The sequence below is a fragment of the Methylobacterium sp. NPDC097929 genome, assembly GCF_049543375.1.
GTDB lineage: Bacteria > Pseudomonadota > Alphaproteobacteria > Rhizobiales > Beijerinckiaceae > Methylobacterium.
Map to the genome: position 1 here is coordinate 39,457 of NZ_JBMVEP010000005.1, position 14,453 is coordinate 53,909.

The 14,453-nt window shown below is 69.7% G+C and carries 15 protein-coding genes and 1 tRNA gene; 8 read left to right on the top strand and 8 right to left on the bottom strand.

The window, feature by feature from the left end:
• Window positions 1-77: 77 nt before the first annotated feature.
• Window positions 78-1,349 (top strand): hemolysin family protein, encoded by a 1,272-nt coding sequence (locus ACPCJR_RS14170; RefSeq protein ID WP_391515628.1) that lies wholly within the window; start codon window positions 78-80, stop codon window positions 1,347-1,349.
• A gap of 8 nt (window positions 1,350-1,357) precedes the next feature.
• Window positions 1,358-2,077, top strand: a complete 720-nt coding sequence (locus tag ACPCJR_RS14175; protein WP_391515585.1) for an NAD-dependent deacylase — start codon at window positions 1,358-1,360, stop codon at window positions 2,075-2,077.
• A gap of 109 nt (window positions 2,078-2,186) precedes the next feature.
• On the opposite strand, the gene ACPCJR_RS14180 is transcribed toward ACPCJR_RS14175, so the two are convergent.
• Both ACPCJR_RS14180 and ACPCJR_RS14185 read right to left on the bottom strand, forming a co-directional pair.
• Window positions 2,187-2,930: a peptidase gene (locus ACPCJR_RS14180; protein WP_331287376.1), complete on the bottom strand. Its 744-nt coding sequence runs from the start codon at window positions 2,928-2,930 to the stop codon at window positions 2,187-2,189.
• A 205-nt stretch (window positions 2,931-3,135) separates the two neighbouring features.
• Complete coding sequence (locus tag ACPCJR_RS14185) at window positions 3,136-4,011, bottom strand: transglutaminase family protein (RefSeq protein ID WP_391515584.1); 876 nt, start codon at window positions 4,009-4,011, stop codon at window positions 3,136-3,138.
• Between the two features lie 185 nt (window positions 4,012-4,196).
• Here ACPCJR_RS14185 and ACPCJR_RS14190 point away from each other — a divergent pair, with 185 nt between their 5' ends.
• Window positions 4,197-4,826 carry a phosphatase PAP2 family protein gene (locus ACPCJR_RS14190; RefSeq protein WP_391515582.1) on the top strand — a complete coding sequence of 210 codons (630 nt, stop codon included), beginning with the start codon at window positions 4,197-4,199 and terminating at the stop codon, window positions 4,824-4,826.
• Window positions 4,827-4,932: 106 nt separating this feature from the next.
• Here ACPCJR_RS14190 and ACPCJR_RS14195 read toward each other — a convergent pair whose 3' ends face one another.
• From ACPCJR_RS14195 to map, 4 genes are all read right to left on the bottom strand, one after another.
• Window positions 4,933-5,877, bottom strand: coding sequence for an alpha-E domain-containing protein (locus ACPCJR_RS14195; protein WP_331287377.1), 945 nt, complete (start codon window positions 5,875-5,877; stop codon window positions 4,933-4,935).
• Window positions 5,878-5,984: 107 nt separating this feature from the next.
• The gene (locus ACPCJR_RS14200; RefSeq protein ID WP_391515579.1) at window positions 5,985-7,439 is read right to left on the bottom strand and encodes a circularly permuted type 2 ATP-grasp protein; all 1,455 of its coding nucleotides are present in this window, start codon (window positions 7,437-7,439) and stop codon (window positions 5,985-5,987) included.
• 271 nt (window positions 7,440-7,710) lie between these two features.
• Window positions 7,711-8,460: a RadC family protein gene (gene radC / locus ACPCJR_RS14205; RefSeq protein ID WP_391515577.1), complete on the bottom strand. Its 750-nt coding sequence runs from the start codon at window positions 8,458-8,460 to the stop codon at window positions 7,711-7,713.
• 11 nt (window positions 8,461-8,471) lie between these two features.
• A complete protein-coding gene (gene map / locus ACPCJR_RS14210) occupies window positions 8,472-9,326 on the bottom strand; it encodes a type I methionyl aminopeptidase (protein ID WP_391515575.1) in 855 nt (284 codons plus the stop codon).
• A gap of 222 nt (window positions 9,327-9,548) precedes the next feature.
• On the opposite strand from map, the gene ACPCJR_RS14215 reads away from it, so the two are divergent.
• The 4 genes from ACPCJR_RS14215 to ACPCJR_RS14230 all read left to right on the top strand — a co-directional run bounded on the left by ACPCJR_RS14215 (window position 9,549) and on the right by ACPCJR_RS14230 (window position 12,382).
• Window positions 9,549-9,809: a zinc-finger domain-containing protein gene (locus ACPCJR_RS14215; protein WP_110351460.1), complete on the top strand. Its 261-nt coding sequence runs from the start codon at window positions 9,549-9,551 to the stop codon at window positions 9,807-9,809.
• A gap of 38 nt (window positions 9,810-9,847) precedes the next feature.
• A complete protein-coding gene (locus ACPCJR_RS14220; protein ID WP_391515573.1) occupies window positions 9,848-11,035 on the top strand; it encodes an FAD-dependent oxidoreductase in 1,188 nt (395 codons plus the stop codon).
• Between the two features lie 34 nt (window positions 11,036-11,069).
• Window positions 11,070-11,156 (top strand) — tRNA-Leu (locus ACPCJR_RS14225).
• 563 nt (window positions 11,157-11,719) lie between these two features.
• Window positions 11,720-12,382 carry an SOS response-associated peptidase gene (locus ACPCJR_RS14230; RefSeq protein ID WP_391515571.1) on the top strand — a complete coding sequence of 221 codons (663 nt, stop codon included), beginning with the start codon at window positions 11,720-11,722 and terminating at the stop codon, window positions 12,380-12,382.
• Here ACPCJR_RS14230 and ACPCJR_RS14235 read toward each other — a convergent pair whose 3' ends face one another.
• Both ACPCJR_RS14235 and ACPCJR_RS14240 read right to left on the bottom strand, forming a co-directional pair.
• Window positions 12,383-12,880, bottom strand: a complete 498-nt coding sequence (locus ACPCJR_RS14235; RefSeq protein WP_391515569.1) for an HD domain-containing protein — start codon at window positions 12,878-12,880, stop codon at window positions 12,383-12,385.
• 449 nt (window positions 12,881-13,329) lie between these two features.
• Window positions 13,330-13,530, bottom strand: coding sequence for a hypothetical protein (locus ACPCJR_RS14240; protein WP_391515567.1), 201 nt, complete (start codon window positions 13,528-13,530; stop codon window positions 13,330-13,332).
• Between the two features lie 334 nt (window positions 13,531-13,864).
• On the opposite strand from ACPCJR_RS14240, the gene ACPCJR_RS14245 reads away from it, so the two are divergent.
• Window positions 13,865-14,305 carry a hypothetical protein gene (locus ACPCJR_RS14245; RefSeq protein ID WP_391515566.1) on the top strand — a complete coding sequence of 147 codons (441 nt, stop codon included), beginning with the start codon at window positions 13,865-13,867 and terminating at the stop codon, window positions 14,303-14,305.
• The last annotated feature ends 148 nt before the right edge of the window (window positions 14,306-14,453 follow it).

The following is a 14,453-nucleotide window of genomic DNA, read 5'->3' on the forward strand; positions in this document are numbered from 1 at the left end:
CATCGGGTGCGGCTTGGCCCCGGGAGGGCACGATTTCGGACGGCATCTGGTCTTCGGCGCTCGGCCTCCTCGCGGTCATCGCCCTCGTCTTCGCCAACGGCTTCTTCGTCGCGGCGGAATTCTCCCTCGTCGCGGTCCGGCGCAGCCGGGTCGCCGAACTCGTCAACGAAGGCCGGCTCAACGCCCGGGCGCTCCAGCGCGCCACCGACCGACTCGACGCGCATCTCGCCGCGACGCAGCTCGGCATCACCCTCTCCTCGCTGGCGCTCGGCTGGGTCGGCGAGCCGGCGCTGGCGCACCTGTTCGAGCCGATGTTCCACTGGCTGCCGGCGGCGGCGGCCGGCGTCACGGCCCATACGCTCGCCGTCATCGCGGCCTTCGTCATCATCACCACGCTGCACATCGTGCTCGGCGAACTGGCGCCCAAGAGCCTCGCGCTCCAGCGAAGCGAGCGCACGGCGCTGGTGATCGTGCGCCCGCTCACGCTGTTCCTGACGGTGTTCGGCCCGGCGATCCACCTGCTCAACGGGCTCGGCAACGGCGTGCTGCGGCTGCTCGGCCTGCGCCCCGGCGAGGGCGAGGGCCACCTTCCCTCCCCCGCGGAGCTGAGCCTCCTCGTCACCGCCAGCCACGAGGCGGGCCTGCTCCACGAGGCGCAGGAGGATGCGGTGGCCCGCATCCTCGCCATCGGCGAGCGGCGCATCCGCGAGATCATGACGCCGCGCAACGAGGTGGACTGGGTCGATCTCGACGATCCCCAGGAGGCGCAGATCGAGGCGGTGCGGGCCTGCCGCCACGAGCAGATTGTGGTGAGCCGCGCACAGATCGACGACGTGGTCGGCGTGCTGCGCAAGCAGGACCTGCTCGACCAGTTCCTCGACGGCAAGTCCCTCGACGTGAAGGCGGCCACCCGCGAGCCCATCGTCGTGCACGAGGGTCTGGCGATCCTCAAGGTGCTGGAGATGTTCCAGACCAAGCCCGTGCGCATGGCCATCGTCGTGGACGAGTACGGCAGCCTGGAGGGCATCGTCACCCAGACCGACCTTCTGGAGGCGATGGCCGGCGAGATCCCCGAGCCGGGCGAGGAGCGGATGGTGGTCGAGCGCGAGGACGGCTCGCTGCTCATCGACGGCATGATGTCGGCGGGCGAGGCCTTCGACCGCCTCGGCTTCAGCGAGAAGCCGCGCTCGGACGACTTCTCGACCCTGGCCGGCTTCTTCATCGTCCAGCTCGGGCGCATCCCCACCGAGGGCGACGCGATCGAGGCGCAGGGCTGGCGCATCGAGGTGGTCGACATGGACGGGCGGCGCATCGACAAGGTGCTCGCCACCCGCCTCGCGGACGCGTGAGCGGCGCCGTGGGCGCGGCCCGAAACGTCTTCGTGCTGACCGGGGCGGGCATCTCCGCCGAGAGCGGGCTCGGCACCTTTCGCGATGCGGGCGGGGCCTGGACCCGTATCGACCCGATGCGGATCGCCACGCCGGAGGCCTTCGCCGCCGACCCGGTGCTGGTCCACGACTTCTACAACGGACGCCGCCGCGACGCGCGCGCCGCGAGGCCCAACGCCGCGCACGCGGCCCTCGCCCGCCTCGAGTCGGACTTGGCCGCGCGGGGCGGCCGGCTGTTCCTGTGCACGCAGAACGTCGACGACCTGCACGAGCGGGCCGGCTCCCGCCACGTGGTGCACATGCACGGCGCGGTGCTGAAGGTCCGCTGCACCGCCTGCGGGACGGGGTTCGACTGGCAGGACGACCTCGGCGTCGAGACGCCCTGCCCGCATTGCGGCCGACGCGGCGGAATGCGGCCGGACATCGTGTGGTTCGGCGAGATGCCGATGCATCTCGACGCGATCGACGAGGCCTTGGCCGAGGCCGACCTGTTCGTGGCGGTCGGCACCTCGGGTGCGGTCTACCCGGCGGCGGGCTACGTGGCCCAGGCCCGCGCCTTCGGCATCCCGACGCTCGCCCTCACGCTCGAGGCGGCCGACAATGCCGGGATGTTCGAGGCGACCCGGCTCGGGCCGGCGAGCCGGACGGTGCCGGCTTGGGTTGAGGAGATTTTGGGCGGGCGGGCGTGATCCCCGCGCTCATCGCGCGGCGGAGTCGAAGCGATCCGGGGCACTGCCCTGTCCGGAGAGGTTGCGCCGCCGGATTGCTTCGCTCCGTCCGCCGTGACCGACGAGTCTGTCACTGCGGCCCGTAGGGCGGGCGCGGGATCGCGCGGTGCGCCGCGCGCAGGGCCGCCGACCAGCGTTCGCGCAGGTCGTGAAAATAGCCCTCGCCGGCCTCGATGCGGTGGCTCACTTCGAGGTCGAGGCGGCCCCGGCGCTGCACCGCGATGTCGATGGGCAGGCCGACGCCGAGATTCGAACGCATGGTCGAATCCATCGAGACGAGGCCGACCTTGAGCGCGTCGTAGAGATCGGTCTCGTAGGTCACCGCCCGATCGAGGATCGGCTTGCCGTATTTGTGCTCGCCGATCTGCAGGAAGGGCGCCTCGCGGCTGCACTCGATGAAGTTGCCCGCCGAGTAGATCATGAACAGCCGCATCGGCGCGTCGCCGATTTGCCCGCCGAACAGGAACGAAACCTCCATGCGGAGATTGGCCGCCTCGAAGCCGGCCTGCTCGATCTCGCGCACCCGGCGGATCGCCCTTCCGACGAGCTGGGCCGCCTTGAACATGGTGGCCGCGTCCTCGAGCTTCGGCGGCGTCTCGCCCTCGACGTCGTCCACGCCCTCGCGGAGCATGCTCAGCACCGATTGCGTCATGGAGAGGTTGCCGGCCGAGGCCAGCAGCATCACGCGCTCGCCCGGCACGTTGAACATGTGCAGCTTGCGGTAGGTCGAGATGTTGTCGAGCCCCGCATTGGTGCGGGTGTCGGCGATCATCACCAGCCCGTCCTCGACGAGCACTCCGACACAGTAGGTCATGGCGGCACCCGCCTTCGCGAGGGTGCCCGGGCGGCGGGCACGAGGATCAGGTTTGTCGCATCGCACGCGCCGGCCGGACGCGGCAAGAGGCGCGGCGAGAGGCGCGGCAGGACAAGTGTTCCAAAGCGGTTCCGGCCGCCCCGTACGGCCCCCGCCCCGTCTCGCCGTGACGGGAGAAGACCGCAGGAATCGATCGGAGACCGGCTCAGCCCTGGGTCTGGCTCTGGGACTGTCCCTGGCTCTGCTGGCCCCGCGCCTGATGCTGGGAGCGGGTCTGCACCTGCTCGACGCGCAGGGCGACGTCGAGGGTCTCGGTGCCGCCGCCCAGGCGGCTGCCGCGGATCGGCGCCGCGCCGAGATAGTCGAGGCCGACGGCGACCCGCACATGCGCCTCGGTCGCCGACATGCCGTGGGCCGGATCGAACCCGACCCAGCCGAGATTCGGCACCAGCGACTCCACCCAGGCATGCCCCGCCTTCTGGTCGTCGCCATCGTCGCGGCGATAGTAGCCGGAGACGTAGCGCGACGGGATGTCGAGCTGGCGGGCCGCCGAGAGGAAGACGTGGGTGAGATCCTGGCAGACGCCCTTGCCCGCCTCGAAGGACTGGGCGGCGCTGGTGCTGGCGCTGCTCGGGCCGGGCTCGAAGGTCACGGTGTCGTGCACCGCGGCGAGCAGGCGGTGCAGGGTCGCGAGCACGTCGCGCTCGCCCGCCGCCCCGACCTTTTGCGCGAAGACCGCGAGTTCCGGGCTCGTCTCGGTCAGCGGCGTGTCGCGCAGATAGAAGAGATCGGGCAGGCGCTCGACCGCGCCGCGGACGATGCCGCTCGTCTCGAAGGTCTCGATCTCGCCGGTCACCCGCACGGTGAGCGCGTCGGTGGGATCGTCGGCGGTGAACCAGTGGACGAGGTTGCCGAACCCGTCCTCGCGGGCGGTGAGCCGGCCGTTGACGGAGGGCTCGATGCGCCACTCGCGCACGTGCTGCCCGTCGTGATCGCGCGGGGTCAGCCGCAGGATCTGGATCAGGCCGCGGGCCGGCTGCTCGTAGGTGTAGACCGTATCGTGGACGATCCGGATGCGCATGCCTCGATCCTGCCGGGGTGACGGGGCCAAGCTAAGGCATGGGACCCGGTTTGGAAATCCGAAGCCCTGCTCAAAGCGTCGGCAGCACGACGCAGCCGAGGCCGGTTACGCGCAACCGGCGCCCGCTCCGGTGCGCGGCGGATCGCTCGGCGGCGAACGATCGCCGGAGATCCGCGTTTAAGGCCATGCTTTCGCCGACTCCCTCTCCGCCGCCTCTCGATCGCGCCAAACGCTTCGCCACGCGCCTCGAAGCGGCCGACATCGCCTCCGGCGTGTCGCTCGCCCGCGCGAAGGATCGTCCGGCGGTTCGCGCCCTGGCACGGGCCAGCGAAATCGGCAGCTGGCAGGCCCTGCTCGCCCTCTCCGCCGCCACGCTGGCCTGGGGTCTGGCGAGCCGGAACCGGCGGCTCGCCGATGCCGGGCGCGGCATGCTCCGGGCCGGCATCCTGGCCAGCCTCGCGAAGACGACGGTGAAGCGGACGGTCCACCGCACCCGTCCCAACGTGCTGATGGACGAGGGCCTCTATGCACGCGGCCGGCCGGGGACCGGCATCGGGCCCTGGCAGTCCTTCCCCTCGGGTCACGCCGCCTTGAGCGTCGCCGTGGCCCGTGCCGCGGGGCGCGCCTATCCAGAGCTCGCAGGCGTCGCATCTCTCGGGGCGGCCGGCGTCGTTGCCGTGCAGGTGGTGCGCGGGGCGCACTACCCCGCGGACGTGCTGGCCGGTGCGCTGATCGGTCTGGCAGCGGAAGCCGTCAGTCACGGCGTTTCGCATCCGAAGCCGACCGGGCGCGGCGAGGAAGAGCCCGCTCTCTGAGGCGGCGCGGGCCGCGCCCCGACAGAAGGGGCGCCATCCGGTGCCGGAGATCGGCCGTGAGCCCCAGACGCGACGGGTGGCGGCGGGCTCGACCGCCCGTCGCCGCTCACACCAGATATTGCTCGCTGATCGCTGCGCCGAGCGCGTTGTTCTCCGAGATGAAGCCCTGGATGAACTCGTGCAGGCCGGAGGCGAAGATGCGCTCGATATCGGCGCCCGCGAGCTTTGCGCGCATGTTGCTCGCCAGCCGCTGGCTCTCGCCCCGGCGCCCGTAGGCGTCGGCGATCAGGTCGAGATGCTCCACCAGCATGCGGTAGCAGCTCGCCAGCGAGCGCGGCATCTCGGGATTGAGGATCAGGAGGTCGGCCACCAGCACCGGCTTGATGCTCTCGCGGTAGACCCAGTGATAGGCGTTGAAGGCCGAAACCTCGCGCAGGATCGTGGTCCACTGGAAGTAGTCAAGCGAGCCGCCGACGCGCTCCGAGGCGGGCAGCAGGATCTGGTACTTCACGTCGAGGATGCGGGCGGTGTTGTCGGCCCGCTCGATGGCGGTGCCCGCCCGGGTGAACCAGTAGGCGTCGTTCCGCAGCATCGTCCGGTAGGCCGAGCCGTCGAAGGTCAGCGAGACGCGCTTCACCCAGTCGAGGAATTGCGTGAACTCGTCACGCGAGAGGTCGCGGCCTTCATACGAGCGCAGCTCCAGCCACGCGCCGTTGATCGTGTCCCACATCTCGGTGGTGAGGGCCGTGCGGATCGAGCGAGCATTCTCCCGCGCCGTGGCGATGCAGGAGCGGATCGAGGACGGGTTGTGGGGTGAGAAGGCGAGGAAGTTGCAGACCGTGTGCTCGTTGACCGAATCGTAGAGCGTCTTGAACAGCTCGGGATCGCCCGCCGAGGACAGGGCCGAGGCCCACTCGTTCGAGGTGCGCCCGCCGTAGCTCGACGGCAGGGCGGCCAGCCGCAGGGCGGCGTCGAGGATGCGGGCGAGGAAGTCCGCACGCTCGGCGTAGCGCGAGAGCCAGTAGAGGTTGTCGGCAGTCCGGGACAGCATGGGGTCAGCTCGCGGGCGCGTTGGCGACCGGGGCGGCAGATGCGCGGTGTTTCAGCACCGACGCCGCCCGGCTCGCCGGAAGAATGCGAAAGAAACGGGCGAAACGCTCAGGCATCGAGCACCCAGGTGTCCTTGGTGCCGCCACCCTGGCTCGAATTGACCACGAGCGAGCCCTCCTTCAGCGCGACCCGTGTCAGGCCGCCGGGCACGATGCGGATCTCGTCGGCGCCGGCCAGCACGAAGGGGCGCAGGTCGACGTGGCGCGGGGCCACGCCCGAGGCGACGAAGGTCGGGCAGGTGGAGAGCGAGAGCGTCGGCTGGGCGATGAAGTTGTCGGGCGCGTGCCGCAGCTTCTTGGCGAACTCGTCGATCTCGCGGCGCGTCGCGTGCGGGCCCACCAACATGCCGTAGCCGCCCGAGCCGTTGACCTCCTTCACCACGAGGTCCTTGAGGTTGTCCATCACGTAGGAGAACGCGTCCTTCTCCCGGCAGCGATGGGTCGGCACGTTGTGCAGGATCGGGTCCTCGCCGGTGAAGAACTTCACGATTTCCGGCATGTAGCTGTAGACGGCCTTGTCGTCCGAGATGCCGGTTCCGACCGCGTTCGACAGCGTGACGTTGCCGCGCTCGTAGGCGTTCATCAGCCCCGGCACGCCGAGCACCGAATCCGGCCGGAACACCAGCGGATCGAGGAAATCGTCGTCGAGACGGCGGTAGATCACGTCGACCCGGCGCGGACCTTCAGTCGTGCGCATGTAGACGATCTCGTCCTTGGTGAAGAGGTCTCCCGCCTCCACCAGCTCGACGCCGAGCTTGTCGGCCAGGAACGAGTGCTCGTAGAAGGCCGAGTTGTAGCGGCCGGGGGTCAGAAGCACGACCGTGGGGTCGCGCGTCGCGGATGCCGGCGCGAGGCTGCGCAGGGTCGCGAGCAGGGCGTCGGGATAGTTCTCGACCGGGGCGACGCGGTGGCGGGAGAACAGCTCGGGGAAGAGCCGCATCATCACCTCGCGGTTCTCCAGCATGTAGGAGACGCCCGACGGCGTGCGGGCGTTGTCCTCCAGCACGAAGAAGTCGTTCTCGCCGGTCCGCACGATGTCGATGCCGGCGATGTGGACGTAGAGGTCGTGCGGCACGTCGAAGGCGCGCATCTCCATGCGGTAATGCGGGTTGCGGTAGACGAGGTCGGGCGGGATGATCCCGGCCTTGATGCACTCCTCCGCGCCGTAGATGTCGTTGATGAAGGCGTTCAGCGCGGTCACCCGCTGCTTGAGGCCGCGCTCGAGGAAATCCCATTCGGGCTTGGTCAGCACCCGCGGGATGATGTCGAAGGGGATCAGCCGCTCGGTCGATTCGTTGGCGCCGTAGACCGCGAAGGTGATGCCGATGCGCCGGAACAGCATCTCGGCCTGGCTGCGGCGGGTGTTGAAATGCTCCGGCGGCGTCTTGTCGAGCCAGGCCTTGAGGATGTCGTAGGCCTCGCGCACACCAGCCGCATTGGACTGCGCCGGATCGAGCCCGCCCGCCCCGCCCCCGTTCATCTCGTCGAACGCCGTGTGCGCCATCCGCGCGGTTCCCCCTGATGTCTCGCCCTGCCGGAGCAAGAGGCAGGCCACCCGGAAGGTTGCCGCGCGTCCCGTCCCCGCCTCGCCTCAACCTGCCGTGGCACGAGAGCCCCGGACGGCGGCCACCCCTGACCCGCTCGGCGGCGGGTTTGCCGGACAACCTGTCATCGATGTAGCGGACGCTTTGCGCGGGCCTATCCCCGATCCCGCACCGATTGCGGATGGCGGCGGCGAAAAAGGCGATGCTGTCGGCGGCCTGTCACCACGGGCATCAGATCAGTTTGAGCCCTTTCAGGCTCGCATGTCCGTCCCGGCCGAGGATGACGTGGTCGTGCACCACGATCCCCAGCGGATCGAGCACGGTGACGATCTCCCGCGTCATGCGGATGTCGGCCCCCGAGGGGGTCGGATCGCCCGACGGGTGGTTGTGGGCCAGGATGATCGCGGTGGCGGAGAGTTCGAGCGCCCGGCGGGCGACCTCGCGGGGATAGACCGGGGTGTGATCGACGGTGCCGCGGCCCTGCACCTCGTCGGCGATGAGGTGGTTGCGCCGGTCGAGGAACAGCACCCGGAACTCCTCGCGGCCCGAAAACGCCATGGTGGCGCGAAGATACTCGATGAGGGCGCTCCACGAGGAAAGCAGCGGGCGCGCGGCGATCGCGCCGCGAGCGAGCCGCCGGCCGGCGGCCTCGATCAGCTTGAGGTCGGCCGCGACGCCGGCGCTGACGCCCTCCACCTCCATGAGCCGGGCGGGCTCCGCGCTGACGACCTCGGCGAACGAGCCGAAGCGCTGGATCAGCGCCTTGGCCAGTGGCTTCACGTCCCGCCGCGGAATCGACCGGAACAGGGTGAGTTCGAGGAGTTCGTAATCGGCCAGCGCCTCCGCGCCGGCTTGCGCGAAGCGGGCGCGCAGGCGCTCGCGGTGGCCGTGATAGTGCGGCGTCTCCTCGGCGGACGCCGCCGGGAGCGGCGCCTCGGCAAGGCCCGGCAGAGCGGGCGGATCGGCCGTCCGGCGGGCCATCCCCGGGATCTTCAGTCGGCCTGGGTGCCGTGGGTCTCGATACCGTGGGGTTTGGGCTGGTCGAGCCCCTTGGGCGAGAGCGTGAAGATCTCGTAGCCGTCCTCGGTCACCGCCACGGTGTGTTCGAACTGGGCCGAGAGCGAGCGGTCGCGGGTCACGGCGGTCCAGCCGTCGGAGAGAACCTTCACGGCGGGCCGGCCGAGATTGATCATCGGCTCGATGGTGAAGAACTGGCCGGGTTTGAGCGGCACGTCGTAGCTCGCCTCGACGTAGTGCAGGATGGTCGGCGCGTCGTGGTAGACGCGGCCCAGGCCGTGGCCGCAGAAATCGCGCACCACCGAGCAGCGCTCCGATTCCGCGTAGGTCTGGATCGCGCGGCCGATATCGTTGGTCGAGCCGCCGGGCCGCACCGCGCGGATGCCGCGCATCAGCGCCTCGTAGGTGATCTCGCACAGGCGCTGCGCCTTGCGCGGCACCTCGCCGATATAGGCCATGCGGCTCGAATCCCCGTGCCATCCGTCGAGGATCAGGCAGCAATCGAGATTGACGATGTCGCCCTCGCGCAGGGGCTTGTCGTTGGGGATGCCGTGGCAGACGACGTGGTTGATCGAGGTGCAGATCGACTTGCGGTAGCCGCGGTAGAACAGCGAGGCCGGATAGGCGCCGTGATCCATCCCGAACTCGAAGGCGAGCTTGTCGAGATGCTCCGTCGTCACGCCGGGCTGCGCGGCCTCGACGAGGAGGTCGAGCGCTTCCGCGGTGAGGCGGCCGGCGCGGCGCATCCCCTCGAAGCCTTCCGGCCCGTGGATCGGCGGCTCGGGGGCGCGGCGCCCGCCTTCGGCGAGGGCTTGCTCTTCACGGCTCATGGAATCGGGCGCTTCGGCAGGAATTCGAGGTGGTCGCTTCGTCTTACGCCGCCCTGGCGGCGCCGCCAACCCGACCTGTCCCGGGCGAGACCGGATCGCACGGGGCATGATCGAGACGGCGCGGCGGCTTCCTCCGCGCTCCCTTCGCCCGGCCGGACCGCTTCCGTCTAGGATTGCGGCCGCGAACGCGCTAGACCACGGGCTCGATCTCAGGGACGAGCGATGGCTGACAAGGCGGTTCCCCACTACCACAATCAGGCCGGCGTGAGCGTGATCGCGGTGGGCTCCAAGGAGTTCATGTGCATCGGGGCGCTGCCGCCCTTCGACCATCCCCACGTCTTCCTCGACATGGGGGCGGACACCGAGATCATCTGCGAGTACTGCTCGACCCTGTTCCGCTACGACCGGGCGCTGAAGCCGGGCACCGCGGCGCCGGCCGAGTGCGTCTGGCACGACGAGACGCCCGAGACGAAGGCGGCCTGACGGTCGGGCGCCCCCGGCCCGGCCCCGCAAGCGACCCCATGGCGGCGCTCTCCATCGTCATCGTCGGCGCAGGAATCGGCGGCCTCACGGCGGCGCTCGCCCTGTCCGGGGCGGGCCATTCCGTCACCCTGGTCGAGCGCCGCACCGGCTTCTCCGAGGTTGGCGCGGGCCTCCAGCTCTCGCCGAACGCCAGCGCCGTCCTGATCGGCCTCGGCCTCGGCGCGGCCCTGCGCCGGGCGGCCGACGAGCCGCCGGGCGTCACGGTGCGGGCGCTGGCCACGGGCCGGGTCATCGGCGGCATCCGCCTCGGCCCCGCCCTGCGCGAGCGCCACGGAGCGCCCTACTACGTCATCCACCGGGCCGACCTTCAGACCATCCTGCTCGACGCCGTGCGCGGGCGCCCCGACATCCGCCTCTGCGTCGGCCGCGAGGTCTCGGACCTGCGCGAGCGCGAGGACGGGGTCAGCCTGACCATCACCGGCATCGACGGCGGCCGCAGCGAAACCCTGAACGCCGACCTCCTCGTCGGCGCGGACGGCGTGCGCTCCTCCCTGCGGCAGCGCTTCGACGACCGGCCCCTGCGGCTTCACCGCGAGGCGGCGTGGCGCGCCGTCATCCCGCGCGAGGCCGCGCCGGAGATGCTCCAGGGCGACGAGACCGGGCTGTGGCTCGGCCGCCGACGGCACGTCGTCCACTACCCCATCAACGGCGGCCGGCGCCTCAACGTCGTGGCGATCGTGCCCGAGCGGGAGGGCGACGAGGATTGGGGCCGGATCGGCGACCCCGCGGCCCTGCGCGACCATTTTCCGGACGCGGCCGCCCCGCTCGTGAGCCTGATCGGCCTGCCCGATGCCTGGGTGGTCTGGTCGCTGGTGGACCGTCCGGCGGCGCGGCCGATCGCCCGCGGCCGGATCGCGCTCCTCGGCGACGCGGCGCATCCGGTGCTGCCCTTCCTGGCCCAGGGCGCGGCGCTGGCCATCGAGGATGCGGCGCTGCTGGCCGCCGAACTGGCCGGACACCACGGCGTGCCCGCGGCGTTGGACCGCTACGCGCAGGCGCGCCTACCCCGCGTGCGCGCGGTGCAGCGGGCCGCCCGCCGCAACGGCCGCTTCTACCATGCCGGGCGCCTGATCGGCTTCGCCCGGGACACGGCGATGCGGCGCCTCGGCCCCGAGGGCATGAGCGCGCGCTACGCCTGGATCTACGGCTGGCGCCCCCCCGCTTGATCTGCCCCCGCGGGGCCGCTACCGCTGCGGCGATGCGGACGTGGCGGAATCGGTAGACGCACGAGACTTAAAATCTTGCGGCCCCAGGGCTGTGCGGGTTCGAGTCCCGCCGTCCGCACCAATCTGTTGAAATGGCAAGCACCGTCAGTAAGATGCTGATCCGCAGGTGTTTTTCGGCGCCCACCGCTACAAGGGGCGCTACGAAGCGGCCGTTTCCATGACCTCCCTGAGCCGCGCCGCGAATGGCGATTGGTTCGCCCGGCAAGGCATCCCGAAGGACATCCGAGCGGCTTACGGCGTGGCTCAAAAGGAGCGTTTTCGACGCCCTGGGAGCCTGTCCACAGGCGCGGCGAAGGCCGAGCGACGTTGATTGGGGCGCGACCGTCACTGGCCGTATCGAGGCGCGGAGGGCTGCTACGCGGGGGCGTGAGCCGGGGGCTCACGCCACGCGAGGCGCACGGGCACCCATCCGCCCTCAGAGCCCCTTCTGCTCGGCCGTCGTCCTGCGCCGCCGAGTTCTCCGCTTCGGCTTGCTCAGCGTGTCCGGAGCGGGCTTCAACACCTCCGTGAGCGCCGCACGCTGCGAGCGACGCACCGCGTTGGCGGCGTGACCTCCCCACGATCCGAGAGCACCGTTGACGGACGAAAGCCATAGGCGGTTCGCTTCGGTGCTAGGCTCACCCCATGTGCAACCTCTACAGCCTCAACCGACCCCAGGACGAGATACGGCGCTGGTTCGACGTGAGCCGCGACAGCGCCGGCAACCTGCCTCCCATGCCCGGCATCTTCCCGGACCAGATGGCCCCCGTGGTCCTGGCCGGGAAGGAGGGCCGCGAGCTGACGATGATGCGGTGGGGCATCCCTGGGCCGAAGGCGTACGGGGAGCACCCCGTGACCAACGTCCGCAACGTGAAGAGCCCGCACTGGCGCCCGTGGCTCAAGCCTGAGTTCCGCTGCCTCGTGCCCGTCTCATCGTTCAGCGAATACGCCGATACGAAGCCTCGTAAGACCCCCGTCTGGTTCGCCCTGGACGATGACCGGCCTCTGTTCGCCTTCGCGGGCATCTGGCGCCCCTGGACGGGTGTGAGGGGGACCAAGAAGGAGAACCCTGACAGGGTCGAGGAGGAGCACCGGCTGTTCTCCTTCCTCACCACGGAGGCCAACGGCGTGGTCGGCCCCGTGCATCCGAAGGCAATGCCCGTCCTACTCACGACGAAGGAGGAGTGCGGAGCGTGGCTTGAGGCGCCCACGGAAGAGGCGCTGAGGCTGCAACGTCCGCTTGCTGATGGGCTCATGAAGGAGGTGGCGAGAGGCGAGCGTCACGATGGAGATGCCCAGGCCCTCTGACTACGAGCCGGTGTACCCCAGCGCAGCCGCGGCTTCCCGGAGCCTCGGGATGGAGGCTGCGTAACGAGCGGTGACACTTTCCATATTCGGAAGCTGCCGCTCGATGCTCGCGTTGTCCTCGTTGTCCGACAGTTTGATGAGGATTGCCCCGAGGTTTCTCGTTTCAATCAGGGCAGAGATGCGCTCGGCGTAGTTCATGGGCTCATCCGTCTTCGTAAGAAGGCGAACCATCTCGATCACTTCGGGGGCATACCCCGCGCGCGCTAGATCCTCCGGTGTCGTTTTCGTATCCTCGATCACGTCGTGAAGGTAGGCAGCCTGTAGCACCTGCTCAGGATTGACCTTCAAGCCATCGACATCGAGGGCATGGCGCGCGCGCTTATCAGCAGCAGCAGCGACGCGGTTGATGTGCCGGATGTACGGTTTACCACCCTTGTCCACTTGGCCGGCGTGGGCTTGAGCCGCGAACTGGTGTGTGTCGAAATTCGTCGGCGGCACCGTACTTTCCCCGCTTACGCTTATAGGCCCTCTCCAACGAGTTGCGCACCGGCTAGTTTCCAGAAATGCCTAGTACTTAGGTGCATTACAGGCACAAGCTTCAATCACCCACGAAGGATGCCCTAAGGCTGCAACGCCTGCTACCTGATGGGCTCATACGAGGCTGTGCGGGCCGAACGTCGCGATGGATCGCCCCATCGCTGGGCAGGGCCGGCACCTTCGGAGCCCACGTCAGCCGCGACAAAGCCCTCCGTTCGCGCTCGAAGAACATCAGCGATTTCAACGCATAGCGCTGGTACGGAGAGTCTCCCGCCGTCCGCATCAAGGTGATTTTCGGCGCCCGCCACTGCAAAGCGCCGTTTCATCAGACCATATGCCCTCGGCGCCGAGACATGCTCAAGCTGCGGCCGGCGCAGGACGGCACGGCCTGCCCTTTCGAAGGAGCGCGCTCAGAGCGCCTTCCGCTTGGCCACCGCCTTACGCCGTCTCGTTCTCCGCTTCGGCTTGCCCAGAGTGCCCGTTGCGGGCTTCAGCATCTCCGCGAGCGCCGCACGCTGCTGGCGACGCACCGCGTTGGCTGCGTGGCCGCCCCACCAGCCGAGTGTTCCGTTGACGGATGAAAGCCATAGGCTGAGTGCGGGATTCTTCATGCTGCGATCTCCGAGGGGTCAACGAGGCCGACGCAGATCGGTTCGCTTCGGTGCCGGCTCGGCTTCGGGGTTCTCATCAACCCTTCAGGTCCGCATCGCATGACGCTCGCTCGATGAAGCACACCCTGGTTCGTGTTTCCGACGGCGCGGACCGGCAGGCCTGTCCTGCCATCCGTCGCCTCGCTGTGGGAGGAAAGAGGGCTCGCTGGCTACGATGATGTGCTGGGACAACCCGGGGCCAGAGGCCTACGGCGGGCAGTCTGAGGCACGCCTTCCACAGCGCTGACGCGGCCCGCGCTCGACGCCACCGGTCAAGCCGTGCGAGCCTTGCGCGGTGTCCATCACCAAGCCCCAACTCTGCGCGCTGCTCGCCGAGGCGCACGACGTCCCAGAGCGTGAGCGCGTCGCGGCGTTTCTGCGCGATCCGGCCGTTCGGCTCATCGACAACCCGTTCTCGGCGACCCGCGCCGCCGCCGCGCGCAACACCTGGGCCGGCAGGAGCTTCGATTTCCGCGTCATGGGCGCGGAGGCGGCGGGCCTGTCGGCGTTGGTGAGCGCCCTCTCCCGACTTCCGGTCTCGGAACCGCTCATTGAGGAAGTCGCCCGCTCCGGCCCGCACACCGCTTCCATCGTCCTGAGCGCGGATCGGGGCCGTGTGATCGGCGTGGCCCTGTACGGCAAGCCCGGCATCCCGCTCCCGCGCTTCGTCGCGCGCCCGCCCCGCCGCCGCCGGGTGGCCTCGACCCAGCTCGACTTGTTCGCCGATGCCCTGTGATCTCGTCTCCGTTTGATCGCCTCGATCTTCGCCCCGCTGCGTCATCGCGAGGCGGAGCCGAAGCGACCCAGAGCGCGACCTGTCCGGAAGGTCCGGAGCCCTGGATTGCTTCGGCTCCGCCTCGCAAGGACGAGGGAAGAGACCGAAG